The sequence below is a fragment of the Amycolatopsis sp. NPDC004368 genome (assembly GCF_053602515.1).
Genome location: NZ_JBSGDT010000047.1, coordinates 13,545 through 39,528 on the forward strand (window position 1 = coordinate 13,545; position 25,984 = coordinate 39,528).

The 25,984-nt window shown below is 69.3% G+C and carries 39 protein-coding genes; 34 read left to right on the forward strand and 5 right to left on the reverse strand.

Features of this window, described 5'->3' with window-relative positions; genetic code table 11:
- Positions 1–11 precede the first annotated feature (11 nt).
- From rpsS to ACWEOE_RS38035, 29 genes are all read left to right on the forward strand, one after another.
- The gene (gene rpsS, locus ACWEOE_RS37895; protein WP_153035997.1) at positions 12–293 is read left to right on the forward strand and encodes a 30S ribosomal protein S19; all 282 of its coding nucleotides are present in this window, start codon (positions 12–14) and stop codon (positions 291–293) included.
- Between the two features lie 31 nt (positions 294–324).
- A complete protein-coding gene (gene rplV / locus ACWEOE_RS37900; protein ID WP_452017954.1) occupies positions 325–747 on the forward strand; it encodes a 50S ribosomal protein L22 in 423 nt (140 codons plus the stop codon).
- Positions 747–1,601 (forward strand): 30S ribosomal protein S3, encoded by an 855-nt coding sequence (rpsC, locus tag ACWEOE_RS37905; RefSeq protein ID WP_452017956.1) that lies wholly within the window; start codon positions 747–749, stop codon positions 1,599–1,601. Before rplV ends, rpsC begins: the two co-directional genes overlap by 1 nt.
- Before the next feature lie 3 nt (positions 1,602–1,604).
- On the forward strand, positions 1,605–2,024 hold the full coding sequence (gene rplP / locus ACWEOE_RS37910; protein WP_004558864.1) for a 50S ribosomal protein L16: 420 nt from the start codon (positions 1,605–1,607) through the stop codon (positions 2,022–2,024).
- Entirely contained in the window at positions 2,024–2,269 is a 246-nt protein-coding gene (rpmC, locus tag ACWEOE_RS37915; RefSeq protein ID WP_452017958.1) for a 50S ribosomal protein L29, read from the forward strand. The genes rplP and rpmC overlap by 1 nt, the downstream gene beginning before the upstream one ends.
- On the forward strand, positions 2,266–2,544 hold the full coding sequence (gene rpsQ / locus ACWEOE_RS37920; RefSeq protein ID WP_326568103.1) for a 30S ribosomal protein S17: 279 nt from the start codon (positions 2,266–2,268) through the stop codon (positions 2,542–2,544). The genes rpmC and rpsQ overlap by 4 nt, the downstream gene beginning before the upstream one ends.
- Before the next feature lie 75 nt (positions 2,545–2,619).
- Positions 2,620–2,988 carry a 50S ribosomal protein L14 gene (gene rplN / locus ACWEOE_RS37925; RefSeq protein ID WP_004558867.1) on the forward strand — a complete coding sequence of 123 codons (369 nt, stop codon included), beginning with the start codon at positions 2,620–2,622 and terminating at the stop codon, positions 2,986–2,988.
- Positions 2,988–3,302 carry a 50S ribosomal protein L24 gene (rplX, locus tag ACWEOE_RS37930; RefSeq protein ID WP_204091700.1) on the forward strand — a complete coding sequence of 105 codons (315 nt, stop codon included), beginning with the start codon at positions 2,988–2,990 and terminating at the stop codon, positions 3,300–3,302. The genes rplN and rplX overlap by 1 nt, the downstream gene beginning before the upstream one ends.
- Before the next feature lies 1 nt (position 3,303).
- Positions 3,304–3,867: a 50S ribosomal protein L5 gene (rplE, locus tag ACWEOE_RS37935; protein WP_452017960.1), complete on the forward strand. Its 564-nt coding sequence runs from the start codon at positions 3,304–3,306 to the stop codon at positions 3,865–3,867.
- A gap of 4 nt (positions 3,868–3,871) precedes the next feature.
- Positions 3,872–4,057 (forward strand): type Z 30S ribosomal protein S14, encoded by a 186-nt coding sequence (locus ACWEOE_RS37940; protein WP_326568105.1) that lies wholly within the window; start codon positions 3,872–3,874, stop codon positions 4,055–4,057.
- 82 nt (positions 4,058–4,139) lie between these two features.
- Complete coding sequence (gene rpsH / locus ACWEOE_RS37945) at positions 4,140–4,538, forward strand: 30S ribosomal protein S8 (RefSeq protein WP_220246088.1); 399 nt, start codon at positions 4,140–4,142, stop codon at positions 4,536–4,538.
- 16 nt (positions 4,539–4,554) lie between these two features.
- Positions 4,555–5,094 carry a 50S ribosomal protein L6 gene (gene rplF / locus ACWEOE_RS37950; RefSeq protein WP_452017963.1) on the forward strand — a complete coding sequence of 180 codons (540 nt, stop codon included), beginning with the start codon at positions 4,555–4,557 and terminating at the stop codon, positions 5,092–5,094.
- A complete protein-coding gene (gene rplR, locus ACWEOE_RS37955; protein WP_452017965.1) occupies positions 5,091–5,498 on the forward strand; it encodes a 50S ribosomal protein L18 in 408 nt (135 codons plus the stop codon). Before rplF ends, rplR begins: the two co-directional genes overlap by 4 nt.
- Positions 5,499–5,529: 31 nt before the next feature.
- Complete coding sequence (gene rpsE, locus ACWEOE_RS37960) at positions 5,530–6,174, forward strand: 30S ribosomal protein S5 (protein WP_004558874.1); 645 nt, start codon at positions 5,530–5,532, stop codon at positions 6,172–6,174.
- Position 6,175: 1 nt separating this feature from the next.
- Positions 6,176–6,361, forward strand: a complete 186-nt coding sequence (rpmD, locus tag ACWEOE_RS37965; RefSeq protein WP_452017966.1) for a 50S ribosomal protein L30 — start codon at positions 6,176–6,178, stop codon at positions 6,359–6,361.
- Positions 6,358–6,804: a 50S ribosomal protein L15 gene (rplO, locus tag ACWEOE_RS37970; protein WP_452017968.1), complete on the forward strand. Its 447-nt coding sequence runs from the start codon at positions 6,358–6,360 to the stop codon at positions 6,802–6,804. Before rpmD ends, rplO begins: the two co-directional genes overlap by 4 nt.
- Before the next feature lie 487 nt (positions 6,805–7,291).
- A complete protein-coding gene (gene secY, locus ACWEOE_RS37975; protein WP_360597836.1) occupies positions 7,292–8,599 on the forward strand; it encodes a preprotein translocase subunit SecY in 1,308 nt (435 codons plus the stop codon).
- A complete protein-coding gene (locus ACWEOE_RS37980) occupies positions 8,596–9,150 on the forward strand; it encodes an adenylate kinase (protein ID WP_452017970.1) in 555 nt (184 codons plus the stop codon). The genes secY and ACWEOE_RS37980 overlap by 4 nt, the downstream gene beginning before the upstream one ends.
- A 44-nt stretch (positions 9,151–9,194) precedes the next feature.
- A complete protein-coding gene (gene map, locus ACWEOE_RS37985; protein WP_452017972.1) occupies positions 9,195–9,971 on the forward strand; it encodes a type I methionyl aminopeptidase in 777 nt (258 codons plus the stop codon).
- Positions 9,972–10,277: 306 nt separating this feature from the next.
- Positions 10,278–10,499, forward strand: a complete 222-nt coding sequence (gene infA, locus ACWEOE_RS37990; RefSeq protein WP_004558881.1) for a translation initiation factor IF-1 — start codon at positions 10,278–10,280, stop codon at positions 10,497–10,499.
- A gap of 38 nt (positions 10,500–10,537) precedes the next feature.
- On the forward strand, positions 10,538–10,651 hold the full coding sequence (gene rpmJ, locus ACWEOE_RS37995) for a 50S ribosomal protein L36 (RefSeq protein ID WP_004558882.1): 114 nt from the start codon (positions 10,538–10,540) through the stop codon (positions 10,649–10,651).
- Positions 10,652–10,855: 204 nt separating this feature from the next.
- Positions 10,856–11,236: a 30S ribosomal protein S13 gene (gene rpsM, locus ACWEOE_RS38000; protein ID WP_204091690.1), complete on the forward strand. Its 381-nt coding sequence runs from the start codon at positions 10,856–10,858 to the stop codon at positions 11,234–11,236.
- The gene (locus ACWEOE_RS38005) at positions 11,233–11,418 is read left to right on the forward strand and encodes a hypothetical protein (RefSeq protein WP_452017974.1); all 186 of its coding nucleotides are present in this window, start codon (positions 11,233–11,235) and stop codon (positions 11,416–11,418) included. Before rpsM ends, ACWEOE_RS38005 begins: the two co-directional genes overlap by 4 nt.
- Positions 11,419–11,436: 18 nt before the next feature.
- A complete protein-coding gene (gene rpsK / locus ACWEOE_RS38010) occupies positions 11,437–11,844 on the forward strand; it encodes a 30S ribosomal protein S11 (RefSeq protein ID WP_004558885.1) in 408 nt (135 codons plus the stop codon).
- A gap of 23 nt (positions 11,845–11,867) precedes the next feature.
- On the forward strand, positions 11,868–12,473 hold the full coding sequence (gene rpsD, locus ACWEOE_RS38015; protein WP_452017976.1) for a 30S ribosomal protein S4: 606 nt from the start codon (positions 11,868–11,870) through the stop codon (positions 12,471–12,473).
- 103 nt (positions 12,474–12,576) lie between these two features.
- The gene (locus tag ACWEOE_RS38020; RefSeq protein WP_452017978.1) at positions 12,577–13,650 is read left to right on the forward strand and encodes a DNA-directed RNA polymerase subunit alpha; all 1,074 of its coding nucleotides are present in this window, start codon (positions 12,577–12,579) and stop codon (positions 13,648–13,650) included.
- Between the two features lie 43 nt (positions 13,651–13,693).
- Positions 13,694–14,272, forward strand: a complete 579-nt coding sequence (gene rplQ, locus ACWEOE_RS38025; RefSeq protein ID WP_452017980.1) for a 50S ribosomal protein L17 — start codon at positions 13,694–13,696, stop codon at positions 14,270–14,272.
- 72 nt (positions 14,273–14,344) lie between these two features.
- Positions 14,345–15,181: a tRNA pseudouridine(38-40) synthase TruA gene (gene truA / locus ACWEOE_RS38030; RefSeq protein ID WP_452017982.1), complete on the forward strand. Its 837-nt coding sequence runs from the start codon at positions 14,345–14,347 to the stop codon at positions 15,179–15,181.
- Positions 15,182–15,192: 11 nt separating this feature from the next.
- Complete coding sequence (locus ACWEOE_RS38035) at positions 15,193–15,825, forward strand: class I SAM-dependent methyltransferase (protein WP_452017984.1); 633 nt, start codon at positions 15,193–15,195, stop codon at positions 15,823–15,825.
- A 7-nt stretch (positions 15,826–15,832) separates the two neighbouring features.
- Here ACWEOE_RS38035 and ACWEOE_RS38040 read toward each other — a convergent pair whose 3' ends face one another.
- A complete protein-coding gene (locus ACWEOE_RS38040) occupies positions 15,833–16,012 on the reverse strand; it encodes a helix-turn-helix domain-containing protein (protein WP_452017986.1) in 180 nt (59 codons plus the stop codon).
- A 136-nt stretch (positions 16,013–16,148) separates the two neighbouring features.
- On the opposite strand from ACWEOE_RS38040, the gene ACWEOE_RS38045 reads away from it, so the two are divergent.
- A complete protein-coding gene (locus tag ACWEOE_RS38045; protein ID WP_452018031.1) occupies positions 16,149–16,430 on the forward strand; it encodes a hypothetical protein in 282 nt (93 codons plus the stop codon).
- Positions 16,316–16,873, forward strand: coding sequence for an alpha/beta hydrolase (locus ACWEOE_RS38050; protein WP_452017988.1), 558 nt, complete (start codon positions 16,316–16,318; stop codon positions 16,871–16,873). The genes ACWEOE_RS38045 and ACWEOE_RS38050 overlap by 115 nt, the downstream gene beginning before the upstream one ends.
- Before the next feature lie 57 nt (positions 16,874–16,930).
- Here the strand turns inward: ACWEOE_RS38050 and ACWEOE_RS38055 are convergent, their stop codons facing one another.
- Together ACWEOE_RS38055 and eccE are read right to left on the reverse strand one after the other, a co-directional pair.
- Entirely contained in the window at positions 16,931–17,650 is a 720-nt protein-coding gene (locus ACWEOE_RS38055; protein ID WP_326568117.1) for a hypothetical protein, read from the reverse strand.
- A complete protein-coding gene (gene eccE / locus ACWEOE_RS38060) occupies positions 17,647–18,885 on the reverse strand; it encodes a type VII secretion protein EccE (protein WP_452017990.1) in 1,239 nt (412 codons plus the stop codon). Before eccE ends, ACWEOE_RS38055 begins: the two co-directional genes overlap by 4 nt.
- 600 nt (positions 18,886–19,485) lie before the next feature.
- On the opposite strand from eccE, the gene eccB reads away from it, so the two are divergent.
- Genes eccB through ACWEOE_RS38075 form a run of 3 tightly spaced genes read left to right on the forward strand, consistent with a single transcriptional unit; the run spans position 19,486 to position 22,563 of the window.
- Positions 19,486–21,081, forward strand: a complete 1,596-nt coding sequence (gene eccB, locus ACWEOE_RS38065) for a type VII secretion protein EccB (RefSeq protein WP_452018029.1) — start codon at positions 19,486–19,488, stop codon at positions 21,079–21,081.
- Positions 21,082–21,136: 55 nt separating this feature from the next.
- On the forward strand, positions 21,137–21,466 hold the full coding sequence (locus ACWEOE_RS38070) for a hypothetical protein (protein ID WP_452017992.1): 330 nt from the start codon (positions 21,137–21,139) through the stop codon (positions 21,464–21,466).
- Positions 21,463–22,563, forward strand: coding sequence for a WXG100 family type VII secretion target (locus ACWEOE_RS38075; RefSeq protein ID WP_452017994.1), 1,101 nt, complete (start codon positions 21,463–21,465; stop codon positions 22,561–22,563). Before ACWEOE_RS38070 ends, ACWEOE_RS38075 begins: the two co-directional genes overlap by 4 nt.
- 66 nt (positions 22,564–22,629) lie before the next feature.
- On the opposite strand, the gene ACWEOE_RS38080 is transcribed toward ACWEOE_RS38075, so the two are convergent.
- Positions 22,630–24,279: a S8 family serine peptidase gene (locus tag ACWEOE_RS38080; protein ID WP_452017996.1), complete on the reverse strand. Its 1,650-nt coding sequence runs from the start codon at positions 24,277–24,279 to the stop codon at positions 22,630–22,632.
- Positions 24,280–24,287: 8 nt separating this feature from the next.
- Positions 24,288–25,655, reverse strand: a complete 1,368-nt coding sequence (eccD, locus tag ACWEOE_RS38085; protein WP_452017998.1) for a type VII secretion integral membrane protein EccD — start codon at positions 25,653–25,655, stop codon at positions 24,288–24,290.
- Positions 25,656–25,984: the final 329 nt, after the last annotated feature.

Genomic DNA, 25,984 nt, shown 5'->3' on the forward strand with positions numbered 1-25,984 from the left:
GGTAGAAGAACATGCCACGCAGCCTTAAGAAGGGGCCCTTCGTGGACGACCACCTGCTCAAGAAGGTGGACGCGCTCAACGAGGCCAACAAGAAGACCGTGATCAAGACCTGGTCGCGTCGCTCGACGATCATCCCGGATTTCCTGGGTCACACGATCGCCGTGCACGACGGCCGCAAGCACGTCCCGGTGTTCGTCACCGAGGCCATGGTGGGTCACAAGCTGGGCGAGTTCGCCCCGACGCGGACCTTCAAGGGCCACATCAAGGACGACCGCAAGTCGCGCCGCCGCTGAGCGGGCACGAAACAAGACAAGGGAAGTAGCGATGAACGCCCAGAACGACGCGACAGTCGAGGCTGAACTGCCTACGGCTTACGCGCGGGCTCGCTTCGTCCGGGACTCGCCGACCAAGGTGCGCCGGGTGATCGAGCTCATCAAGGGACGTAGCGCCGCCGACGCCTTGGCCGTGCTCCGGTTCGCCCCCCAGGCGGCCAGCGAGCCGGTCGCGAAGGTGCTCGCCAGCGCCGTGGCCAACGCCGAGAACAACCTTCAGCTCGACCCGGAGACGCTCTGGGTCAAGAACGCGTACGCCGACGAGGGCCCGACCCTCAAGCGCATCCGCCCGCGGGCCCAGGGCCGCGCGTACCGGATCCGCAAGCGGACCAGCCACATCACCGTCGAGGTGGAGTCGCGTCCGAAGGCCGACGTGAAGAAGGCGCAGAGCAAGAAGAAGGCAGGTGGCCGGTAGTGGGCCAGAAGATCAACCCGCACGGCTTCCGCCTGGGTATCACCACGGACTGGAAGTCGCGCTGGTACGCCGACAAGCAGTACTCGGAGTACGTGGCCGAGGACGTGAAGATCCGCAAGCTGCTGTCCACGGGCATGGAGCGCGCCGGCATCTCCAAGGTCGAGATCGAGCGCACCCGTGACCGCGTCCGCGTCGACATCCACACCGCCCGGCCGGGCATCGTCATCGGCCGTCGCGGCGCGGAGGCCGACCGGATCCGTGGCGCGCTGGAGAAGCTGACCGCCAAGCAGGTCCAGCTCAACATCCTCGAGGTCAAGAACCCCGAGGCCGACGCCCAGCTCGTCGCTCAGGGTGTCGCGGAGCAGCTGAGCAACCGCGTGGCGTTCCGCCGCGCGATGCGCAAGGCGATCCAGACCTCCATGCGGTCGCCACAGGTCAAGGGCATCCGCGTGCAGTGCGGCGGTCGTCTCGGCGGCGCCGAGATGTCCCGCTCCGAGCACTACCGCGACGGCCGGGTTCCGCTGCACACGCTGCGCGCCGACATCGACTACGGCTTCTTCGAGGCCAAGACGACGTTCGGTCGCATCGGCGTGAAGGTGTGGATCTACAAGGGCGAGCTGGTGGGTGGCCTCAAGGCCCGCGAGGCGCGCGACGCCGCCGCGGCCGCCGAGCGGGCCCCGCGCCGCGACCGCGGTGACCGTCCGTCCCGCCCGCGCCGCTCCGGCGCCTCGGGCACGACGGCGACCTCGACCGAAGCCGGTCGCGCAGCTGCCGCCGCGAAGAACGACGACGCGGCGCCCGTGGCGACCGAGGCGGCCCCGGCTGCCGAGACCGCAGAAAAGACGGAGGGCTGAGACGTGCTCATCCCGCGCAGGGTCAAGCACCGGAAGCAGCACTCCCCGAAGCGCCACGGCGCCGCCAAGGGCGGTACGAAGGTCAGCTTCGGCGAGTACGGCATCCAGGCGCTTGAGCACAGCTACGTGACGAACCGGCAGATCGAGTCCGCTCGTATCGCCATGACCCGTCACATCAAGCGTGGCGGCAAGGTGTGGACGACCATCTACCCGGACCGCCCGCTGACCAAGAAGCCGGCGGAAACCCGCATGGGTTCCGGTAAGGGTTCGCCCGAGTGGTGGATCGCCAACGTGAAGCCGGGCCGCGTGATGTTCGAGATCTCGTTCCCGAACGAGGAGACCGCCCGCGAGGCGCTCCGTCGCGCGATCCACAAGCTGCCCATGAAGTGCCGCATCGTGACCCGTGAAGGTGGTGAGTTCTGATGGCGAACGGAGCCGTCCAGGCATCGGAGCTGCGTGAGCTCACCGCGGAAGAGCTCGTGCTGCGTCTGAAGGAATACAAGGAGGAGCTCTTCAACCTCCGCTTCCAGATGGCCACCGGGCAGCTGGACAACAACCGTCGGCTGCGCACCGTCCGCACGGACATCGCGCGGATCTACACGGTCATGCGTGAGCGTGAGCTCGGCCTGTCCGTGGCCCCCGACGCCGAAAGTGAAGGTGCCGCATGAGCGAGCCCACCACCGAGAAGCTCGTGCGCAACTACCGCAAGGTGCGCGAGGGCTACGTCGTCTCGGACAAGATGGACAAGACGATCGTGGTCGAGCTCGAGGACCGCAAGAAGCACCCGCGCTACTCGAAGGTTCTGCGCAGCACCACCAAGGTCAAGGTGCACGACGAGAACAACGAGGCGGGCGTGGGCGACCGGGTCACCCTGATGGAGACCCGGCCGCTGTCGGCGACGAAGCGCTGGCGTCTGGTGCAGGTCGTGGAGAAGGCCAAGTAAGCAGGGCTCTTCGGAGTCCTTGGTTCCGCAAGGCTCGCCGGCAGGCGAGAACCAGCGCGACATACAGGAGTTGACGTGATCCAGCAGGAGTCGCGGCTTCGGGTCGCCGACAACACCGGTGCTAAGGAAATTCTTTGCATCCGTGTTCTCGGTGGCTCCGGGCGGCGCTACGCGGGTATCGGCGACATCATCGTCGCCACCGTGAAGGACGCCATCCCGGCTGCCGGGGTGAAGAAGGGCGACGTCGTCAAGGCGGTCATCGTCCGCACGGTGAAGGAGCGTCGTCGTCCGGACGGTTCCTACATCCGCTTCGACGAGAACGCCGCTGTGCTCATCAAGAACGACAACGAGCCCCGTGGCACCCGCATCTTCGGCCCGGTGGGCCGCGAGCTGCGCGACCGAAAGTTCATGAAGATCATTTCGCTCGCGCCGGAGGTGCTGTGATGAAGGTGAAGAAGGGCGACACGGTCGTCGTCATCGCCGGCAAGGACAAAGGCGCCAAGGGCAAGGTCATCCAGGCCTACCCCGAGCGCGACCGCGTGCTGGTCGAGGGCGTGAACCGGATCAAGAAGCACACCCGGATCACCCAGACCCAGCGTGGTGCGCAGTCCGGTGGCATCGTGACCCAGGAAGCGCCCATCCACGTGTCGAACGTGATGGTCGTGGACTCGGACGGCAAGCCGACCCGCGTGGGCTACCGCATCGGCGAGGACGGCAAGAAGGTCCGGGTCTCGCGCCGGAACGGCAAGGACATCTGACATGACCACCGCAGAGAAGATCGTGCCGCGTCTGAAGACCCGGTACCGCGAAGAGATCAAGGGTGAGCTCCAGAAGGAGTTCGCCATCCCCAACGTGCACCAGATTCCCGGCGTCGTGAAGGTCGTCGTGAACATGGGTGTGGGTGACGCGGCCCGCGACAGCAAGCTCATCGAGGGTGCTGTCCGCGACCTGTCGCTGATCACCGGCCAGAAGCCGGAAGTCCGGAAGGCCCGCAAGTCCATCGCGCAGTTCAAGCTGCGCGAGGGCCAGCCGATCGGCGCGCGCGTGACGCTGCGCGGCGACCGGATGTGGGAGTTCCTCGACCGGCTGCTCACCATCGCGCTGCCCCGTATCCGCGACTTCCGCGGCCTGTCCGGCAAGCAGTTCGACGGCAACGGCAACTACACGTTCGGTCTCAACGAGCAGTCGATGTTCCACGAGATCGACCCCGACGCCATCGACCGTCCGCGCGGCATGGACGTCACGGTCGTCACCACCGCCACCACCGACGACGAGGGCCGGGCGCTGCTGCGCAAGCTCGGCTTCCCGTTCAAGGAGAACTGAGCCGATGGCCAAGAAAGCGCTGGTCCACAAGGCCGCCAAGAAGCCGAAGTTCGCCGTGCGGGGTTACACCCGCTGCAACCGTTGTGGTCGGCCGCACTCGGTGTACCGCAAGTTCGGGCTCTGCCGGATCTGTCTCCGGGAGATGGCGCACGCGGGCGAGCTGCCCGGTGTCCACAAGTCCAGCTGGTAAGAGGCTCGAAACTATTTCCCAGTTCGCCACAGGCCCCACCCGAGAGGGTGGGGAACCAGGCGAGAAAGGTTGACAGGTCACCATGACGATGACCGACCCCATCGCAGACTTCTTGACGCGTCTGCGCAACGCGAACTCGGCGTACCACGACGAGGTCGTGCTTCCCCACTCGAAGATCAAGGCGAACATCGCCGAGATCCTCAAGCGCGAGGGTTACATCGCGGGCTACCGCGACGAGCCGGGCGAGAAGCACAAGAACCTGATCGTGGAGCTGAAGTACGGCCCCAACCGTGAGCGCAGCATCGCCGGCCTCCGGCGCGTGTCCAAGCCGGGTCTGCGGGTGTACGCAAAATCGACCGAACTGCCGTCCGTGCTGGGTGGCCTCGGCGTCGCGATCATCTCGACGTCCGGCGGCCTGCAGACCGACCGTCAGGCCAAGCGCAACAACGTGGGCGGCGAAGTCCTCGCCTACGTCTGGTAAGGAAGGGGGCACAGACATGTCACGCATCGGAAAGCTGCCGGTCGCCGTCCCCTCCGGGGTCGAGGTGACCATCAACGGTCAGCACATTCAGGTCAAGGGGCCCAAGGGCACCCTCGAGCACACCCTCGCCGAGCCCATCACCGTCGAGCGCGGTGAAGACGGCACGCTGCAGGTGAAGCGTCCGGACGACGAGCGCACCTCCAAGGCGCTGCACGGTCTCAGCCGCACGCTGGTGAACAACCTCGTCGTCGGTGTCACCGCCGGCTACGAGAAGAAGATGGAAATCCACGGCGTCGGTTACCGCGTGCAGGCCAAGGGTTCGGACCTCGAGTTCGCCCTCGGCTACAGCCACCCGGTGAAGATCGAGGCGCCGGAGGGCATCACCTTCACGGTCGAGTCGCCCACCCGGTTCTCGGTGTCCGGCATCGACAAGCAGAAGGTCGGCCAGATCGCCGCGGTCATCCGCAAGCTGCGCCGCCCCGACCCGTACAAGGGCAAGGGCCTGCGCTACGAGGGTGAGAAGATCCGCCGCAAGGTCGGAAAGACGGGTAAGTGATCATGAGCGACACGACTACCACGAAGCGCAAGCCGGTCGGCAAGGACATCTCGACCCGCCGCCGCGTCGCGAAGACCCGTCGGCACTTCCGCCTGCGCAAGAAGGTCAGCGGCACGCCGGTTCGTCCGCGCCTGGTCGTCAAGCGGTCCTCGCGGCACATCGCCGTGCAGGTGATCGACGACCTCGCCGGCCACACCCTGGCGTCCGCGTCCACCCTCGAGGCGGACGTCCGGGCGACCGACGGCGACAAGAAGGCCAAGGCCGCGAAGGTCGGCGAGCTCGTCGCCGCGCGCGCCAAGGCGGCCGGGATCTCGGCCGTGGTGTTCGACCGTGGTGGCAATGCCTACCACGGCCGCATCGCCGCCCTCGCCGACGCTGCCCGTGAGGCGGGGTTGGAATTCTGATGCAGATGCTCGTCAATGGAAGGAAAGCCTGATGCCGGGACGTACGCGGCAATTCGGCGGCGGCCAGGGCGGACCGGGCGGTCAGGGCGGCAACGACCGCGGTGACCGTCGCGACCGCCGGGACCGGCGCGACAGCGGCCGTGGCGGGGCGGCCCAGGACAAGACCCCGCACCTCGAGAAGGTCGTGACGATCAACCGCGTCGCGAAGGTCGTCAAGGGTGGTCGTCGCTTCAGCTTCACCGCTCTCGTCGTCGTCGGCGACGGTGACGGCCAGGTCGGCGTCGGCTACGGCAAGGCCAAGGAAGTTCCCGCGGCCATCGCCAAGGGCGTCGAGGAAGCGAAGAAGAACTTCTTCCGCGTGCCTCGCGTCGGCGGCACCATTCCCCACCCGATCCAGGGTGAGGAAGCCGCCGGTGTGGTGCTCCTGCGTCCGGCGTCGGCCGGTACCGGCGTCATCGCCGGTGGCCCGGTCCGCGCGGTGCTGGAGTGCGCCGGTGTCCACGACGTGCTGTCGAAGTCGCTCGGCTCCGACAACGCGATCAACATCGTGCACGCGACCGTGGCGGCCCTGAAGGGTCTGCAGCGTCCCGAAGAGGTCGCGGCCCGCCGCGGTCTCCCGCTCGAGGACGTCGCGCCGGCCCGGATGCTGCGCCAGCGCGCGGGCCAGGGGGTCTGACATGGCTCAGCTGAAGGTCACCCAGATCAAGAGCAAGATCGGCACGAAGCACGAACACCGCGAATCGCTGCGCACCCTCGGGCTGCACAAGATTCGCCAGTCGACTGTGCGTGAAGACACCCCCGAGGTGCGCGGCCTGATCCGGGCCGTCCGCCACCTCGTGGAGGTCGAGGAGGTCCAGTCATGACCGCCATCAAGATCCACCACCTGCGTCCGGCTCCGGGCGCCAAGCGCGACAAGATCCGCGTGGGCCGTGGTGAAGGTTCCAAGGGCAAGACGGCCGGTCGCGGCACCAAGGGCACCAAGGCCCGCAAGAACGTGCCCGCCGGCTTCGAGGGTGGGCAGATGCCCATCCACATGCGGCTGCCGAAGCTGCGTGGCTTCAAGAACCGCTTCCGCACCGAGTACCAGCCGGTGAACGTGGGCGACATCGCCCGCGTCTTCCCGGACGGTGGCACGGTGGGCGTCGAGGAGCTCGTCGCGGCGGGTCTCGTCCGCAAGGGCAGCCTCGTGAAGGTTCTCGGCAACGGTGACCTCAACGGCGTGAAGCTGGACGTCACCGCGGACGGTTTCTCCGGCTCTGCCAAGGAGAAGCTCGAAGCCGCCGGTGGCACCGCCACCACCAACTGAGGCGACTGAGGCAACTCGGTACCGACGTACGACTCGGGCCCACCCAGCGAACAGCCGGGTGGGCCCGAGTCGTTTTCCGCGTTCGTCCACAGTGCCGGTTCACCGCCACCCGACGGCTGGCTCCGTGAGTTCGCTCGTAGCGCAATCCGTTGCCTCGCAACGAAGCAACCCTCGTGGTAGCCGCGCGTCCTTCGTGTAGCGACCACCGGGAACCTACCGACGACCGCGGCCGAACAGGTGATCATTTCGCCTGCGAACGGTCCAACCTGCGGCGTCGGCTCAGGGCTTCGAGGGCAGGCCGAGCCGGAAAACGCACACGCGCTGCGGGCGCGCCCCAGGAAGCTGTTAGAGTCGGCCACACGCTTCGGGACCAGTGTGCCCTGAGGCGTTCCTGGCTTGCCTGCCAGTGAGCTGTGTTCCCGCCGGACTCGTGCCGGCCAAGCCGATCGTCGGTAGGACAGCCGACGACGCCGAGGAGGTCCCCCGCGTGCTCAGCGCCTTCCGCTCGGCTCTCGCGACGCCGGATCTACGCAAGAAGATCCTGTTCACGCTAGCCATCGTCGCGGTCTACCGGATCGGTGCCGCCATCCCGGCCCCGGGGATCTCGTTCTCCGCAGTGCAGGCCTGTAGCTCTCAGGCCGACCAGCAGGGCGTCTACCAGCTGCTGAACCTGTTCAGCGGTGGTGCGCTGCTCCAGCTGTCGCTGTTCTCGACCGGCATCATGCCGTACATCACGGCCAGCATCATCATCCAGCTGCTCACCGTGGTGATCCCGCGGTTCGAGGAGCTGAAGAAGGAAGGCCAGGCCGGCCAGAACAAGCTCACGCAGTACACCCGGTACCTCACGATCGCCCTGGCGATCCTGCAGGCCACCGGCGTCGTGGCGCTGGCCGACCGCGGCACCCTGTTCCAGGGCTGCCAGCAGCAGATCATCCCGGACAACAGCGTCTACTCGCTGGCCCTGATCGTCTGCACGATGACTGCCGGCACGGCCGTGATGATGTGGCTGGGCGAGCTCATCACCGAGCGCGGCGTCGGCAACGGCATGTCCGTCCTGATCTTCCTGAACATCGCGGCCCGCATCCCCACCGAGGGCGCCAACATCATGAGCAACGGCGGCGCGGTCGCCCTGGTCATGATCTGCGTGTTCGGCTTGGTGATCATCGCGAGCGTCATCTTCGTGGAGCAGGGCCAGCGCCGGATCCCGGTGCAGTACGCCAAGCGCATGATCGGGCGCCGGATGTACGGCGGCACGTCCACGTACCTGCCGATCAAGGTCAACCAGGCCGGTGTCATCCCGGTCATCTTCGCGTCGTCGCTGCTGTACCTGCCGCAGCTGCTCAGCCAGCTCATCGGCGACCCGAACAGCAACTCCGGCTGGCAGGCCTTCATCCAGAACTACCTGGTCAACCAGAGCAGCTGGGTGCACATCCTGCTGTACTTCGCGTTGATCATCTTCTTCACGTACTTCTACATCACGATCACGTTCAACGTCGACGAGCGTGCGGACGAGATGAAGAAGTTCGGTGGCTTCATCCCGGGTATCCGCCCGGGCCGCCCCACCGCCGAATACCTGAGCTACGTCCTCGGCCGCATCACGCTGCCGGGCTCGCTGTACCTGGGCATCATCGCGATCCTCCCGAACTTCTTCCTGTCCCTCACCGGTAGCGGGAACAACCAGAACTTCCCGTTCGGTGGCACGGCTGTGCTGATCATGGTGGGTGTCGGCCTCGACACCGTGAAGCAGATCGAAAGCCAGCTGATGCAGCGCAACTACGAAGGGTTCTTGAAGTGACGCGGTTGGTTCTCGTCGGCCCGCCAGGTGCGGGCAAAGGCACGCAGGCAGTCGCCCTGTCCGAGCAGTTGCGGGTTCCGCACATCTCGACCGGTGACCTGTTCCGCGCCCACGTCGGTCAGGAGACGCCGCTCGGCCAGGAGGCCAAGCGCTACCTCGACTCGGGTGAGCTCGTCCCCGACTCGGTGACCAACGAGATGGTGCGCGAGCGGCTTGCCGAGCCCGACGCGAAGGCCGGCTTCCTGCTCGACGGTTTCCCCCGCAACACGAAGCAGGCCGAGGTCCTCGGCGAGATGCTGAAGGAAGCCGACTGCGCCCTCGAGGCCGTCATTCAGCTGCAGGTGCCGGAGGACGTGGTCGTGTCCCGGCTGATGGCCCGCGGCCGCGCCGACGACACCGAAGAGGTCATCCGCCGCCGTCAGCAGATCTACTGGTCCGAGACGGCTCCGCTGCTCGAGTACTACGGTGAGATCCTGGTCGCGGTCGACGGTGTCGGCGACGTGCAGGAGATCTCGGACCGCGTGCTGGAAGCGCTGCGCGACCGCACGTGAATCTCGGAGGGTTGCGTGTTCTGCAAGTGCTCCGCCGTGGGCGCATGATCGAGGTCAAGACGCCGGGCGAACTGCAGGCGATGCGGGCGGCCGGGCTGGTCGTCGCGAGGACCCTGGCCGCCGTGCGGGAGCGCGCGCAGGCCGGGGTCAGCACCGCCGAGCTCGACGAGCTGGCCGAGCAGACGATTCGCGATGCCGGGGCTGTGCCGTCCTTCAAGGGCTACCACGGCTTCCCGGCGTCGATCTGCGCGTCGGTCAACGAGCAGATCGTGCACGGGATCCCGTCGAGCCGGCAGGTGCTGGCCGACGGTGACCTGATCTCGGTCGACTGCGGCGCCATCCTCGACGGCTGGCACGGCGACTCCGCCGTCACGCTCGCCATCGGCACCGTGAGCGAGAAGGACCTCGCGCTGTCCGCCGCCACGGAGAAGGCCATGTGGGCCGGCATCGAGGCGGTGCACGCGGGTGGGCGGCTCACCGACATCTCGTTCGCGGTGCAGACCGCGGCCGAGAAGGCGGGCCGCGACAACGGCGTCGAGTACGGGATGATCCTCGAGTACGGCGGCCACGGCATCGGCCGCCAGATGCACATGGACCCCTTCCTGCCGAACGTCGGCAAGCCCGGCAAGGGCCCGCGGCTCAAGGTCGGCATGGCGCTCGCGATCGAGCCCATGCTGACCGGTGGCGGCGGCGAGACGGTGGAGCTGGAAGACGGCTGGACCGTGGTCACGGCCGACGGCTCGCGCGCATCGCACTGGGAGCACACCGTGGCCATCACGGAAGACGGTCCCTGGGTGCTCACGGCGCCCGAGCAGGACTGACCGCCCCACAAAAGTTCACCTGACCAGGCGATTCTCGCAGGTCGGCTCGGTTTCAGGCATACTGGACCCCTGGCGCCCGGTCGCCGGCTTGTAGCACAGTTACCCCCCGTTTGGGGGTCGCGACACGAGTTGCGTACACTGTCAAGTCGGCGTACTCATCGCGCCGGTTCCAGCGCGCTCGTGAACTCTCGCGAACACCGGAGTCGGGGTGGAGTGTGCCGGAGCAGCACCCCAGTAAGCAAGGACTCGAGCTCATTACGGATCACGCTGTGTGCATCAAGCGTGCATTCAGGGATTGCGGAGGACATGGCTAAGAAAGACGGGGCCATCGAGGTCGAAGGCCGCGTGGTCGAGCCGCTCCCCAACGCGATGTTCCGCGTCGAGTTGGAGAACGGCCACAAAGTTCTTGCCCACATCAGCGGCAAGATGCGGCAGCACTACATCCGCATCCTGCCCGAGGACCGGGTCGTCGTGGAGCTCTCGCCCTACGACTTGTCTCGTGGTCGCATCGTCTACCGCTACAAGTGATCACGAAGAGCTGAGAAGAAGCAGGAGAGTCGACAGACGTGAAGGTCCAGCCGAGCGTCAAGAAGATCTGCGACAAGTGCAAGGTGATCCGCCGTCACGGCCGGATCATGGTGATCTGCGAGAACCTGCGTCACAAGCAGCGTCAGGGCTGAGCACCGCACTCCAGCAGAGCGGATTGACGGCTACACACCCTCCCCGCACCTGCCGGGCCGCGTGAGCGGTCCGGTACACCCCCGGACTTCAGGCCGGGGCCGGGACACCCGCAGCGCAAGCCGCGGGCACGACAGGCGAGTCGGTTCCGGAACCGGACGGGGAGCAGACCTGAAGACGAAATCGAAGAAGGAGCTACAGCGCCCATGGCACGACTCGCTGGCGTAGACCTCCCCCGCGAAAAGCGGTTGGAGATCGCGCTGACCTACATCTACGGCATCGGCCGTACCCGCTCGAAGCAGATGATCGCTGCTGCCGAGCTCAACGCGGACACCCGCGTGAAGGACCTCAGCGATGAGGACCTCATCAAGCTTCGTGACTACATCGACGAGAACTTCAAGGTCGAGGGTGACCTGCGTCGCGAGGTGAACGCCGACATCCGTCGCAAGATCGAGATCGGCACCTACCAGGGCCTGCGCTGGCGTCGTGGTCTGCCCGTCCGCGGTCAGCGGACCAAGACCAACGCCCGCACCCGCAAGGGTCCGAAGAAGACGGTCGCCGGCAAGAAGAAGGCTGGCAAGAAGTGAGCCTCAAGGGCAAGAAGGTCGTGCAGATGGGCGGCGGGAACCGCCGCGGTGCGGCTTGTGTCTCGCCCAAGGCGCTCTACGCCCGCCCGATGGCGCTGCGGAACCTGTACACCGATGCCGGGTCGATCATCCGGCGCGGTCAGCAGGAAGCGGCTGCCGAACACCTTCAGAACGCGCGCTAACAGGAGAACCCTCAGAACATGCCACCGAAGTCTCGTACTGCGGCTGGGGCCAAGAAGGTCCGCCGCAAGGAAAAGAAGAACGTTGCGCACGGTCACGCGCACATCAAGAGCACCTTCAACAACACCATCGTCTCGATCACGGACCCCACGGGTGCTGTGATCGCGTGGGCGTCGAGTGGTCACGTGGGCTTCAAGGGCTCGCGCAAGTCCACCCCGTTCGCCGCGCAGATGGCCGCCGAGAACGCCGCCCGCAAGGCCGCCGAGCACGGCATGAAGAAGGTCGACGTCTTCGTGAAGGGCCCGGGTTCGGGCCGCGAGACGGCGATCCGCTCGCTGCAGGCCGCCGGTCTCGAGGTCGGCACCATCCAGGACGTGACCCCGCAGCCTCACAACGGCTGCCGCCCGCCCAAGCGGCGCCGGGTCTGAGGAACGGGGAGGAGTAAGAAGAAATGGCTCGTTACACCGGCCCCGCGACGCGTATTTCGCGTCGCCTCAAGGTTGACCTCATCGGCGGCGACCAGGCTTTCGAGCGTCGCCCCTACCCGCCGGGCCAGCACGGCCGCGGGCGCATCAAGGAGTCCGAGTACCTCCTGCAGTCGCAGGAGAAGCAGAAGGCTCGCTACACCTACGGCGTTCTCGAGCGCCAGTTCGTCCGGTACTACAAGGAAGCCGTGCGGCGTCCGGGCAAGACCGGTGAGAACCTGCTCCAGATCCTGGAGTCCCGGCTCGACAACGTGATCTACCGCGCCGGCATCGCCCGCACGCGCCGCCAGGCGCGCCAGCTGGTGAGCCACGGCCACTTCCTGGTCAACGGAGTCAAGGTCAACGTCCCGTCGTTCCAGGTCTCCAAGTGGGACATCATCGACGTGCGGCCGAAGTCGTTCTCGATGCTGCCCTTCGTGGTGGCGAAGGAGTCCTTCGGCGAGCGCCCCATCCCGGCGTGGCTGCAGGTCGTCCCGTCCAACCTCCGCGTGCTGGTCCACCAGCTGCCGGAGCGTGCGCAGATCGACGTTCCGGTTCAGGAACAGCTGATCGTCGAGCTCTACTCGAAGTAGTCCGGCCCCGGTCGGACAGGGCGGCGGCGCCCCGAGTGCGCCGCCGCCGCGCCATCCCTTCGACGTCATATGGCGGGCGTCGTCTGGAAAGGAATTAGGAAGAATGCTGATTTCCCAGCGGCCGGCTCTCGGCGAAGAGACGGTCAACGAGACCCGCTCCCGGTTCACCATCGAACCGCTGGAGCCCGGCTTCGGCTACACGCTCGGCAACTCGCTGCGGCGCACGCTGCTGTCGTCCATTCCGGGCGCGGCCGTGACGAGCATCCGCATCGACGGCGTGCTGCACGAATTCACCACCGTTCCCGGGGTGAAGGAAGACGTCACCGACATCATCCTGAACCTCAAGGAGCTCGTGGTCTCCTCGGAAGAGGACGAGCCGGTCACCATGTACCTGCGCAAGCAGGGCCCCGGTGAGGTCACGGCTGCCGACATCGTGCCTCCGGCCGGCGTCACCGTGCACAACCCGGACCTCCACATCGCGGCGCTGAACGGCAAGGGCAAGCTCGAGATCGAGCTCGTCGTCGAGCGTGGCCGCGGTTACGTCCCGGCTCTGCAGAACAAGCAGGCCGGCGCCGAGATCGGCCGGATCCCGGTCGACTCGATCTACTCGCCGGTGCTGAAGGTGACGTACAAGGTCGAGGCCACCCGTGTCGAGCAGCGCACCGACTTCGACAAGCTGATCCTGGACGTCGAGACCAAGCCGTCGATCACGCCGCGGGACGCGGTCGCGTCGGCGGGCAAGACGCTGGTGGAGCTGTTCGGTCTCGCGCGCGAGCTGAACGTCGACGCCGAGGGCATCGAGATCGGCCCGTCGCCGCAGGAGGCGGACACCATCGCCGCCTACGCGATGCCGATCGAGGACCTGGACCTCACCGTCCGGTCGTACAACTGCCTCAAGCGCGAAGGCATCCACACGGTGGGCGAGCTCGTCTCGCGCAGCGAGGCGGACCTGCTCGACATCCGCAACTTCGGTGCGAAGTCGATCGACGAGGTCAAGCTGAAGCTGGTCGGTCTCGGCCTGGCCCTCAAGGACAGCCCGCCCGGGTTCGACCCGACCGCGGCCGCGTCCAGCTACGACGGTGAGGGCTGGTCGGGAAGCGTCGCCGGCATCGGCGGCGGGATTTCGGACGACGGCCACGACGATGGCCAGGACTACGCAGAGACGGAACAGCTGTAAGGCCGCGTAGGCCTGGAGCTGTGCAGCTGAACTAGGAGAATCGATGCCCACCCCCACGAAGGGCGCCCGTCTCGGCGGGTCGTCTGCGCACGAGCGCCTGATCCTGGCCAACCTGGCCAGCCAGCTGTTCGAGCACGGCAAGATCACGACGACCGAGGCGAAGGCCCGCCGGGTGCGCCCGCTGGCCGAGAAGCTGATCACCAAGGCGAAGCGGGGCGACCTGCACAACCGCCGTCAGGTGCAGAAGGTCGTGCGCGACAAGGACGTGCTGCACAAGCTGTTCGCCGAGATCGGTCCGCACTTCGCGGAGCGCGCCGGCGGTTACACCCGCATCACCAAGACGATGCCGCGCAAGGGCGACAACGCCGCCATGGCCGTCATCGAACTGGTCGCGGAGAAGACCGTGACGTCGGAAGCCGAGCGGGCTCGCAAGACGAAGTTCGCGAAGGACGAGAAGCCGGCTGAGACCGCCGTGGTCGAGGAGACCACGTCGGAGGAAGCCGTCGCCGAGGCTCCGGCCGAGGAGACCACCGAGGCCGCCACTGAAGAGACCGCCACGGAGGCCGCCGCGTCCGACTCGGACGAGGCCGCCGCCGACGACGCGGACGCCAAGAAGGACTGAGTCCTGACGGCACAGTCGACACCGGACGAGCCCGCCACTCCCCTCGGGGAGGGCGGGCTCGTTCGTCTGCGCTTGGACGTTTCCTACGACGGCACGGACTTCTCGGGCTGGGCGCGCCAGCCCGGCCGGCGCACGGTGCAGGCCGAGCTGGAAGCGGCCCTGCAGCGCCAGCCGCCGGGGGCCGCGGTGCCCAAGTCGGTGGTCGTCGCGGGCCGCACCGACGCCGGGGTGCACGCGACCGGTCAGGTCGTGCACGTCGACGTCGTGCCGCTCGAACCCGGCGCTCCCGGCCGCGTTCCGGTTGACGCGTCAGGCATTCCGGACCTCACGCGCATGACGGGCCGCTGGAACAAGCTGATGCCCGCCGACGTGCGCGTGCTGCGCGCCAGCGTGGCCCCGGAGGGGTTCGACGCCCGCTTCTCCGCGATCCGCCGCCACTACCGCTACCGGGTCTCCGACGCGCCCTGGGGTGTCGATCCGCTGCGCCGCAACGACACCCTGGCCTGGGGCCGGCCACTGTCGGTCGACGCGATGAACGAGGCCGCCGAGGCGTTGCTGGGGCTGCAGGACTTCGCCGCGTACTGCAAGCAGCGCGAGGGCGGCACCACGATCCGCGAGCTGCAACAGCTGGTCTGGACGCGGCTCGACGAGCACCTGCTGGAAGTTCGCGTCTCGGCCGACGCCTTCTGCCACTCGATGGTCCGCAGCCTCGTCGGCGTGCTCCTGATGGTGGGCGACGGCCGACGCCCCCGGTCGTGGCCCGCGGAGGTCCTCGCCAGCGGCGCGCGTGACAGCGCGGTGGCCCCGGCCCACGGCCTCACGCTGACCGCCGTGGACTACCCGCCCGACGCGGAACTCGCCGCGCGGGCGGAGCAGACGCGCAACGTCCGCTCGGCGGAGGACCTGTAGCTTCTGTCCCCGTGACAGAGCACCAGGAGGAGACCAGGGCGGCCTACGACGGGGTCGTCGACCTGTACACCTCGCGCTTCGCCGACCCGCTGCTCACGGAACCGCTGTTCACCCGCACCATGGCGACCGCCTTCGCCGAGCTGGTGCGGGGAACCGGGAACCTGCGCACCGCCGACGTCGGCTGCGGCCCCGGGTACATCACGGCTTTCCTTGCCGCACAAGGACTCGACGCCTTCGGGCTCGACCTTTCGCCCGCCATGATCGAGTACGCCCGCAAGACGTTTCCTGCTCAGCGTTTCGACGTGGCGCGCACCGAAGCCCTGCCGATCGAAGACGGCGTCCTCGGCGGCGTCATGGCTCACTTCTCGCTCATCCACACCCCGCCGTCGGAAGTGCCCGCGCTGGTCGCCGAGCTCACGCGCGTACTGGCCCCTGGCGGCCTCTCTCTGGTCTCTTTCTTCGCCACCGAGGGTCCTGCCCCGGTTCGGTTCGACCACCGGGTCACGCCCGCGTACAGCTGGCCGGTGGACCAGTTCGCTCAGCTGCTCAGCGAGGCGGGACTGGAACCGGTCGCCCGCCTCGTGCACGACCCGCGCTCCGAACGCGGCTTCCTCGACGCGCACCTGCTGTTCCGGCGGCCGTAGCGCGGCGTCAGCGGCCGCCTTGATAGCGGCCCGGGCTGCTGCCCATGACGTTCGTGAACGCCGCGATGAAGCCACTCGGGTTGGCCCACCCGCAGGCGTGCGCGGTTCGTCTGACGTCGTGGCCGTCGGCGAGCAGCACGAGAGCGTGGTGGATGCGCAGCTGCGTGCGCCACTGGTGGAAGGTCATGCCGAGCTCGCCGCGCATCAGCCGGCGCCGAGGTCTTCCCGAGCGCGGCCATCGAGGTGTTGTCGCCCGGGTTCTCGGCCAGGATTCGCGCGAGGGCCCGCAAACGGTCGTCGCGCGGCTCCGGCAGGTGCAGCGGTTGCTCCTGGACCTCCCTGAGCTCGTCGACGAGAACCCGCAGGAGGCGAGTGCGGGCCACGCCCGCGCGGTGGTGATCGGGCGGCCCGGTGAGGGCGAGCAGGACCTCGCGCGCGAGGCCGGTGGCCAGGAACACCGCGGGCCGGTCCGGGATGTGCGAAGCCAAGGATGCGGGGAGGAACACGATCCGCATGTCCCCACGCCGACGACGTCGTTCGCGTCCTGGAGCGCGCTCGGATCACCGACGCGACGCTGGCCGGCCACAGCTACGGCGGAATGGTGATCTCCGCCGCGGCCGACCGCGCGGGCGGCCGGGTCTCCCGGATGGTCCACCTCGACGCCTACGCGCCGTGCGACGGCGAGTCGTGCTGGTCGCTGACCACCGAGGAGTACCGGCAGTCCTTCGTGACCGGTGCGACGGGCACGGGCTTCGCCGTCGAGCCGCCGTGTCGCGCCCCGCACGGCGGTGATCCCCGCCGCCGTCCCCACCCGCTGGCCTCGCTCGTGCAGAGGATCCGGCTCACGGGCGTCGTCGATGGGTGCCGCGGCGTGAGTCGTCTACTGCTCCGGCTGGGCGGAGCGCACCCCGTTCGCCGGACTTCACGCCCGGCTGCAAGCGGATCCGGGCTGGCGCGTGCACGACCTCCCGCCCGCGCACAACGCGATGCGGGAGGACCCGGAGGCCGTCGCCGAGCTGCTGATCCGGCCCTGACCACGGTGTCCTGAATGGACTGAAGGCCTCCTCGAACGCGTCGAGGAGGCCTTCGGCACAAGCGAAACCGCTCAGTCACCCCGGCGGACGGGGCCGAGCAGCTGCTGTTCCTTCTGCGTCGTCACCAGGCGCAGCGGCCGCCACAGGTTGCGGCCCAGCGCCACGACCTGGTCGTCCTTGAGCGTGGTGAGCTGGCGCATCATCTGCGGCGGCAGGCGCCAGATGCGGGCCGCCAGCTCGGCCTGGCCGGCGGGCAGGCGCTGCATCAGCACGAGATCCGCGGCGTTGGCCGTCGCGCCGGCCTGCGGGTGCAGGTAGGGCAGCACGTACACCGTCGTCTGCCAGGGCGAACGCGGCGGGAAGAGGTCCTGCGGCGTCGGGCCGCCGTCGGTGACCACGAGCAGCGGGGCGTCTTCCGACGGCCGCGGCAGCTCGACCGGCGACAGGCGCCGGATCTGCACCAGCGGCGACGGCCGTCCGTCACGGTTCCCGGCGGCCTGGGACAGCACCTGCCAGGCCGCGGGCCGCCCGGTGGCCACGACCACCCAGGCACCCACCGCCATCGCGCGCAGCGCCACCTGCCGGGCGAGGTACAGCCCGCCGACGAGCACGATGCGGGTGGGCGCCGAGCGCAGCGCGGAGATCGTGAGCGGTTCGCCCTTCAGGCCCGAACCGAGGACGATGCCACCGCGGTCGCCCGAGGGGCTGATCGCGTCGAGCATCGCCGGGTCGACGGTGAACTCCGGGGCGACGCCGGGGTTCTGCCCGGCGTCGCGCAGGCGCGTGCTCACGCCGTACCTCCGATCGGCAGGGTGGCGGCGAACGCGGAGATCTGCAGGCCCCGCAACGGCGTCAGGTCGACGTCGAGCCGCTCCGAAATGGACTTCAGCCGCTGGTCGGCCGCTTCGAGCTCACGCGGGTTGCGGGCGCTCACGCGCACCACGCCCCGCAGCCCGATGCGGCCCTCGTCCGCGGCGGGGGAGATCGACATGGCGACCGTGGCCGACAGCGCGCGCACGCTCGTGAGCGCGTCGAGGCTGCCGCTGATCTTGCCCTTGGGCCAGCTCGTGATGGCGTAGCTGGAGTGCCCGATGCCGGCCGCCGTGACGCCCGACCAGCTCTCCTGCAGCGTGACCTTCGCCGACGAACCCGCCACGGCGGTGAGCTCGGCGGCGGAGATGCTGGCGCGCAGCAGCTCGTCCGGGTCGAGCGGCCGCGTCGGCACGCCCTGGGACTCCAGCGCGTTGCGCACGCGCGACAGCGCGCCGATCAGCGCGCGGTGGGCGCCGACGACTCCGCCCCCGCGTTCGCGGATCGCTTCCGGGCAGCGGCGCGGGTCGAGGCGGATCGCGATCCACGTGGTGCGCCGGGCGGCCGCGGGCAGCGGACCGAGCACCTCCAGGTAGGAGCTCAGTGCCGGCGAATCCGACGGCAGGGCCGCGGAACCGGGGTAGCTGTGCCAGATCATCTGGATGGAGTCGAGCACCACACCGCGGTCTTCGAGGCACGGCGCGAGCGCCGACAGCGGCAGGCTCGGTGCGCCACCGGCCTGGGTGATCAGCGCGGGCGTCGGCTCCACGAGGAGCACCGCCGTCCACGTGCCGTCGTTCCAGGCGAGGCCGACCTGCTGGCGCTCGTGGTCGACACCGTGCGCCACCACGAGGTCCGGCACGGCCAGGCGCAGCAGGTTCACGCGCGCGTCGTCCGGACCCGTCACCGTGGTGTTCTCCGCGGCCAGCTCTTCGAGGCTGCTGGGCGGCGGCGGGGTCGCGACGCGGTCGTGCGAGCGGAAGCGGTAGCGCAGGGTGAGGCCGAGCCACTGGGTGAACCAGCGCCCGCCCCAGCGCAGGAACGCGAAGATGAGGAAGACGGCCGCGACGCCGATCGCGATGTACTTCAGCTGGTCGGTGTTGATGGCGAGCAGCACGAGTCCGATCGCGACACCCACCTCGAGCAGCACGAGGTTCGCCACGGGCAGCGGGCCGAGGTTGATGCCGCCGGACCGTCGGCGCGAAGGCGGGGCCATGCGGGTCGCGGTCGAGGTGCCGCCCTGGGGTGAGCCACCGGAACCGGGGCCCTCAGGACCGGGACCGCCGGAGCCGCCACCGGGTCCCCCCGGACCACCGGGCCCACCGGGCCCACCGGGCCCACCGGGTCCGCCCGGCCCACCGGGTCCGCCCGGACCGCCGCCACGAGGACCGGGTCCGCCGGGCCCTCCCGGTCCACCGGGCCCACCGGGGCCACCGGGGCCGCGCGGGATTCCGCCGGGGCCGCCAGGACCGCCCGGCACGCCACCCGGTCCGCCCGGTCCGCCTGCTCTGCCCGGCCGCTGCGGCGGGCCCGGAGGACGTCCTCCGGGTGGCGGTGGCCCGGGGGGCCCTGGCGGACGTGGAGGCGTGGTGACGGACATCCGCGCGTTCTCTTCCCCTCGTGAGTGCTACGTTCCCGGAAAGCCGGTCCCGAGGTGTCCGACCCTAGCTTGAGTTGGTAGAAACCCCACACCAGACGGTCCCCGTACGGCTATCCTGCGGAACCGTACCGCGACGGGGAGGACTGTAGGTCGAGAATGCCATCAACACCCACGACTAAGAGTCAGGTTCAGGCCTACAAGTTCGTCATGCGCCGGATGCAGTCGGCGCTCGTCCGCCGCGACGCGGTGATGCTCCACGACCCCATGCGCACGCACGCGCGGGCGACCACCGTAGGGGTGATCCTCGGTGTGCTCGGAGCGGTGGTCTTCGTGCTGATCGCCCTGCTCAGCCCGGCTCCGGCGGTACCCGCGTCGGGTGGCATCGTGATCGGTGAGCAATCGGGCACCGTTTACGTCGTCACGGGCAATCCGCAGAAACTGATTCCGACGTTCAACCTCGCTTCCGCGCGCCTGATCCTGCTCGCGCAGTCGCAGCAGTCGACCCAAGGCGCGGGACAGCCCCCGGCGAATGGCGCGCCGGCCGCGGCCGTGAATCCGACCGTGGTCTCCGATGAACAGCTCAAGAACATTCCGCGGGAGAAGCTGACCGGCATTCCCGATGGGCCACAACTTCTGCCCGATGGCGCCCAGCGCATTTCCCCCAACTGGGCGGTGTGCGACCAGGTGGCGCTCGACCCGCGGCTGCCACAGCCCGACAGTGTGAACCGCACCGACACCACCGTGGTCGGTGGCGTCGCGAACGTGGGCACCGAGCTCGACAAGACCCAGGCGCTGCTCGGCCGCGCGGACGACGGCAGGACCTACCTGATCTACCGCCTCCAGGCCACGCAGGCGCGGCCCGACGCGAACACCGTGCGCGCCGAAGTCGACCTCGGCGACAACGACCCGGTGCGGGCGGCGCTGCAGCTGCCGGCCAAGGCGCGCAAGGTTTCCCAGGCGTTCCTCAACGCGATCCCCGACGTCGGCCGGCTGGTTCCGCCGGTCGTCGACGGCGCCGGTGAGACCCCGCAGCAGGACTTCGACGGCCTCACCGTCGGCGACGTGTTCTCCACGAGCCCGTCCGGGGCTCCGACGGACTTCTGGCTGATCACCCGCAACGGCATCCAGAAGGTGTCGTCCGCGGTCGCCGACATCGTCCGGACGGCGAAGAACGGCGGCGGGTCCCGGATCACCAACCTCGGCCTGGAGAAGATCAACAACGTCCCGCGGCTGCAGTCCACCGACCCCGGGTTCGTGAAGGTCGACAACTACCCCGAGCAGACGCCGACGGTGCTCGACGCCGCCCAGGGCTCGCCGGTGGCGTGCCTCGGCTGGTCCTTCGACCTCAACAAGAAGCAGGCGCACACCTCGGTGTACGTGAGCAAGGGCCTGCCGGCCGAGACGACGAACGCCGACGGTTCGAGCAAGGTCCAGAGCATCAGCAACACCGGCCCGAACGGCCTGCCGATCACCGGGTTCTACATGCCGCCGGGCTTCGGCGCCGTGGTGCAGTCGGCCACGGAGTCGCCCGCGACGTTCTTCAAGGGCTCGATCCAGCTGATCAGCGACCGCGGTCTCCGGTACGGCGTGCCGGACCAGGCGACGGCGGCCGCACTCGGCCTGACCGACGCGCTGCCGGCACCGGAGTCGATCATCGGCCTGCTGCCCACGGGGTCGTCGCTGAACACGCAGAACGTGATGAAGCAGTTCGACTCCGTGCCGATCGACCCGAACGCTGGCTCGTTCCAGGCACCCGCCCAGCAGGCGGGACAGCAGGCGGGCCAGCAAGCCGGCCAGCCGGCCGGGAACTGAGGCGGATCCCCGGCCGTCTCACACTCGAGCACAGTCGGGTGAGTGGAGGGATCTCGTGGCGGCGGGGAACAACGCGCTGAACATCGACGGGGAAGCCGTCGGCGGCTACGCGGCCAAGGTCGCGCTGGCCGCCGGCGAGCTGGACACGGCGGCGGCCGGCGTCGGGGCGGGAGCGACCAGGCCCCAGGCGTACGGAGAGCTCGGCGGCCGGCTCGGTCTCGACCAGTCCTACGCGCGGGCGTCCGGGGCGCTGCGGCAGCAGTTGCAGGCGGGCGCGACGGCCCTGCGCTCGGCCGCGGCGGCGCTGGATCAGCTCACCGCGGGTCACACGCAGCGCGACGCCGACGCGGCCGAGCAGATCAAGCGCGCGGGAGGCCTGTCGTGACCGAACCGTCCCTGACGTTCGTGTCCGAGCTCGCGGGTGAGCTGGGCGTGACCGACCCCGTGACGACGTACTACCGCCCGCTCGTGGGCCAGTGGGCCGAGCTGGACGCGGAGGCGCAACGCCTTCGCACCGCGGCGAAGACGGCGGGCGGTGTGTCCGCCGACCTGGCCGACGAACTGGGCCGCCTCGACGCCGCGTGGTCCGGTGAGGACGCCGATGCGTTCGTCACCTACCTGGGTGAAATCCGGTCCGCGAGCGAAGGCGTGGAAGACGCGCTCGACGAGCTGGCGGGCGCGCTGGAAGAACTGGCCGGATCACTGCGCAAGATCGTCGGCGACGCCACCGACGTGCTCGTGGACTCGGCCGATCTCCTGTCGGAGTCGGCGATGCTGCCGGTCGGGGGCGTCAGCCGCTCGCGCACGCAGCTGCGGGAGACCGAGCAGTCGGTGAAGTCGTTGTACGACGCGGCCGAAGACGTGCTCCAGCACTTCGCGCAGCTGTGCAACGGCGTCGGCGCGCCGGCGGGGGAGCAGCAGAGCATCGCGGTGCGCCGGCGCTACCCGCAGGAGCAGTTCAGGCTGCACGACGGCGGTCCGGTTTCGGCGTCCACACCGGACTCGTCCACACCGGACTCGGCGACGCACCCCGGGCACGAGACCGCGGACCAACCCGGGTTGGCTGCCACGGCTGAGCACTCGACGGCACAGCCCGGGACCGATGGCACGACCACCTCGTCGGCCGACGACTCCGTCACCGCGTCCGCGGCCGAGGATCCCCGCCCCGGCAAGGAATCCGGCGCCGACCCGCGCCTCGCCCAAGGCCAGGCGGGCGTGCCGCCGATCGCGCCGGAAGCCCTCGCCCCGGCGCCCGAGCCGGCTAGCCAGGCCCAGTCCGGCGGCATGTCGATGATGCCGATGATGGGCATGGGCGGCATGGGGATGGGCGGCGGTGGCATGGGTGGCGGTGGCACGCGCCAGGCCCGCAAGGGCACCCCGGCGAAGCCGTCCGAGCTCGTCGGCGATCCCGAGCCGGTCACGCCACCGGTGATCGGTGAGGACCCCCAGAAGCCCGGGAAGGCCGGGAAACCTCCGAAATGACCGGAAGGGGCCGCCCATCGCTTTCCGCGGTGTACGGCCCCTTCGACGTCTTCGCCGGGGTGGTGCTCAGCTCGACGGGCCGGCTGCCCGGTTGCGCCGGATCGTGTGCATCACGAACAGCGTGATCAGCAGGGCGACGACACCGCCGCCGGTGCCGGCCAGCGCCACGATCATCGGCGTCGAGCTCATCGAGTCGGCCGGCGGCAGTTTCGCCTGCTGCACCACAGGCCTCGGCGTCGCGAGCACGCCGACGTCGTTGGGCAGGTTCGCGGTCAGCGCGGCAACGGGGTCGATCACGCCGTACCCCACGAAGTCGTCGCGTCCACCCGGCGCGGCCGGGTGCTGCGCGGTCGCCTCGATGCGCTGGATCACCTGGCGGGCGTTGAGCTGCGGGTACATCTGGCGCACGAGCGCGGCCACGCCGGCCACGTACGGCGACGCGAAGCTCGTGCCCTGGATCGGTGACTGCTGCGTGCCTTCGATGGTCAGGTTCGCCAGGCCCGTGGAGCCCTCGGCCGGGTCGAGCGACACGATGTCGGTGCCCGGCGCGGCGACGCCGACCCACGGCCCGTGCACGCTGAATGACGCGACGCCGCCGGTTTCGTCGATCGCACCGACCGACAGCACGTCGTCGGCGAACCACGGCGGCGTGACGATCGAGCGCGGCTTGTTCGGGTCGGCCTGGTCGTTCTGCGGGCAGTCGTCCGAGACGTTGCCGGCGGCGGCGACAACCACCACGTTGCGCTCGGCGGCGAAGTGCACCGCGGCTTGCACCTGCTGCTCGCCCTGCTGGATGCTGCCGGTGCCGTCGGCTGGGCGGCAGTGGTCAACGGACATGTTGATGACGCTGGCTTCTTGCCGTTCCGCGATGCCGCGGATGATCTCCGCCAGCGTCTGCAGCGTGCCCGCGGTGCCTTCCTTCTGCAGCTGCCGGGTGTCGCCTTGGTCGTTCTGCTGGGGGTTCGTACCGGATCCGCTGCCGCTTACCTGGCCGCCGCCACCATTGCCGGGCAGCTGGTTGCCGTCCTGACTGCCGTTCTGGTTGCTGGGTGGGGTGCCGGTCCCGCCACCGGGCTGCCCGGTGTCGCCGCCCGTGCTGTTCTTGTCCTCGGCGTAGTTCGAGCTCAGCTGCCGGTAGGACACGATCGTGGCGTCCGGGGCGACACCGATGAACCCGACCTTCGGGTCCTGCGGGTTGCCCGCGATGATGCCGGCGACCTCGGTGCCATGACCATCGCAGTCCTGCAGGCCGGCGGCCTGACCATTATCCGGCGTCGCGACGTACTCACCGCCGCTTTCGACCCGGCCCTCGAACCACGGGTGCGGCGTGACGCCGGTGTCTACCACCGCGACCTTCATACCGCCGCCGACGCTGCCCTTGGCCGCGCGCACGATCTGCTGCGCCTTGTCCAGCTGCAGGTAACTCTGGCCCCACGGGATCGTGTTGATCTGGACGTTGTCGCCGAGGCTGCGCTGCACGCACTGGGTCTTCTTCGTGTAGGTCTTGTCCGGTTTGCGCTCGTCGGGGATCAACGCGCCCAAGTTGACCTGCGGCGGGGTGGCCCACGTCCCGGCGGCGGCGCCGGTGTCCTGCTGCGCCGACGCGGGTGACACGAGGGCGAACGGTGACAGCACCCCGAGCCCCGCCGCGAGCAGGACCACACCCGTGCGGGCGCCGATCCCGAGCCGCCGGACGAGCGGACGTCGTGCGCGCATGTGCTGCCTCACTTGAGGTTGAGGTGGCGAAGCGTCGTGTAGAGGTCCATCACGCCGAGGGCGAGCGGCAGCACGACCGCGATGCAGATCGCCTCGAGGATCTCCACGGTGCGGCGCAGCGGCGGTGAGAAGCGCTGGTTCGGGAAGATCACCCCGACCACGAGCGCACCCGCGGCGACCACGATCAGCGCGCCGAACACGTACAGCACCCGGAACTCGGCGGTGGTGGCGAAGAGCCAGCCGACGAGGATGCCGGCCGCGGACACCATGCCGGTGGTGAGCAGCGCGATGGCCTGCGCGCCGTTGGCGTACGCACGGGCGCGCAGCAGCAGCACGAGCGTGGCGACGACACCGAGGATGATCCCGAAGTAGCCGGGGGCGGTCGCGGCGAGCACGGCGGAGACGGCCGTGGTGGCGCCGCAGCCGATCATCAGGCCGGTCATGTAGTCGTGGGCCACGGCGGTGCGCTGCTCGATGGCCTCGTAATCCGGGAACCCGGAGTCTTCCTTCAGCTCCTCCGCGGTGCTGGGCACGTGGGGCAGCGGGAGCTTCGCGAGCCAGATCGTGGCGCGCGGCAGGAAGGAGATGCAGGCGAGCGACACGGCGACCGCGCCGGCACCGACGCCGGCCGTGGTCGCGCTGGGCACGAGCGTCGCGACGAGGAACGCGATCGCGCCGAACGCGCCGGCCGTGGCCGCGGCGATGAACACGCGGATGCCGGCGCCGATCACGAGGATGCAGACGGCGGCGACGATGAGCACGAGCACCGCGCCCAGCAGCAGGTTCGCGCGCACCGAAAGGCCCGGCACGATGTAGAACCCGCTCACGAACGCGAGCGGCAGGCCGCCGGCCGCCGCGATCAGCACGCCGGTGGCTTCGGCCTGGTAACCCTTCGCCAGCGTGGCGCCGACCGCCACGCAGGCGATCGCGCCGAGACCGCCGGCGATGGCCGCGGCGAGCGCGCTGCCGCCGTAGAGCGAGCCGCTCATGAACAGCGCGAGCGCCGAGAGGAACAGCGCGAGCCCGCCGGCCACGTGACCGAAGCGGCGCGCCGTTTCCTTGGTCCACGGGCGGAAGCTGTCCGGAGTGGACTCCGCGATGGCGTCGACCACGTCGTCGTACAGCGGCGGCGGCGGGTTCTCGTTGCGCTTGCGCAGCTGCAGCAACTCGCCGTCCACGACGCCGAGCGACGCCAGCGTGCGGCTCGGGTCGAGCGGGGCGTCGCCGAGCTTGGCCAGTGCCCAGCCGCCGTGGCGCGCGCCACCGTCGGGTGAGGTCTCCTTGGCCATCTCCAGCAGCATCGGCAGCAGGTCGGCCACCGCGACGTCGGCCGGTAGCGCGACGTCGATCCGGGTGTTCGGCGCGACCACCGTCACCCTGCTGAATACCGTCGTGCCCGTTGCCACTTGATGCCCCCGCTCTGAAGAGTCAGCTCCCGGGGGAACTTATACCGAACCCGGGCGCCGGGATCATCGACTGTCCGAAAATCCTTGGCGAAAGTACACCTCACGGACGTCGGCCGGGCGGCGCGACCAGGTGGGATCCGCCGATTCGGGTCCTCGCTGTCGGTGGTGGGCCGTACACTTCGTGGATCAGAGGAAACGGGGTTCGCGGGCGATGCGCCGGACCCGGCGGTGATCCGCGCGCGACAGCCGACGAGGGGGCAGGCTCGATGCACTTCCGGGCGTTGGCCGGATTTCCCCGG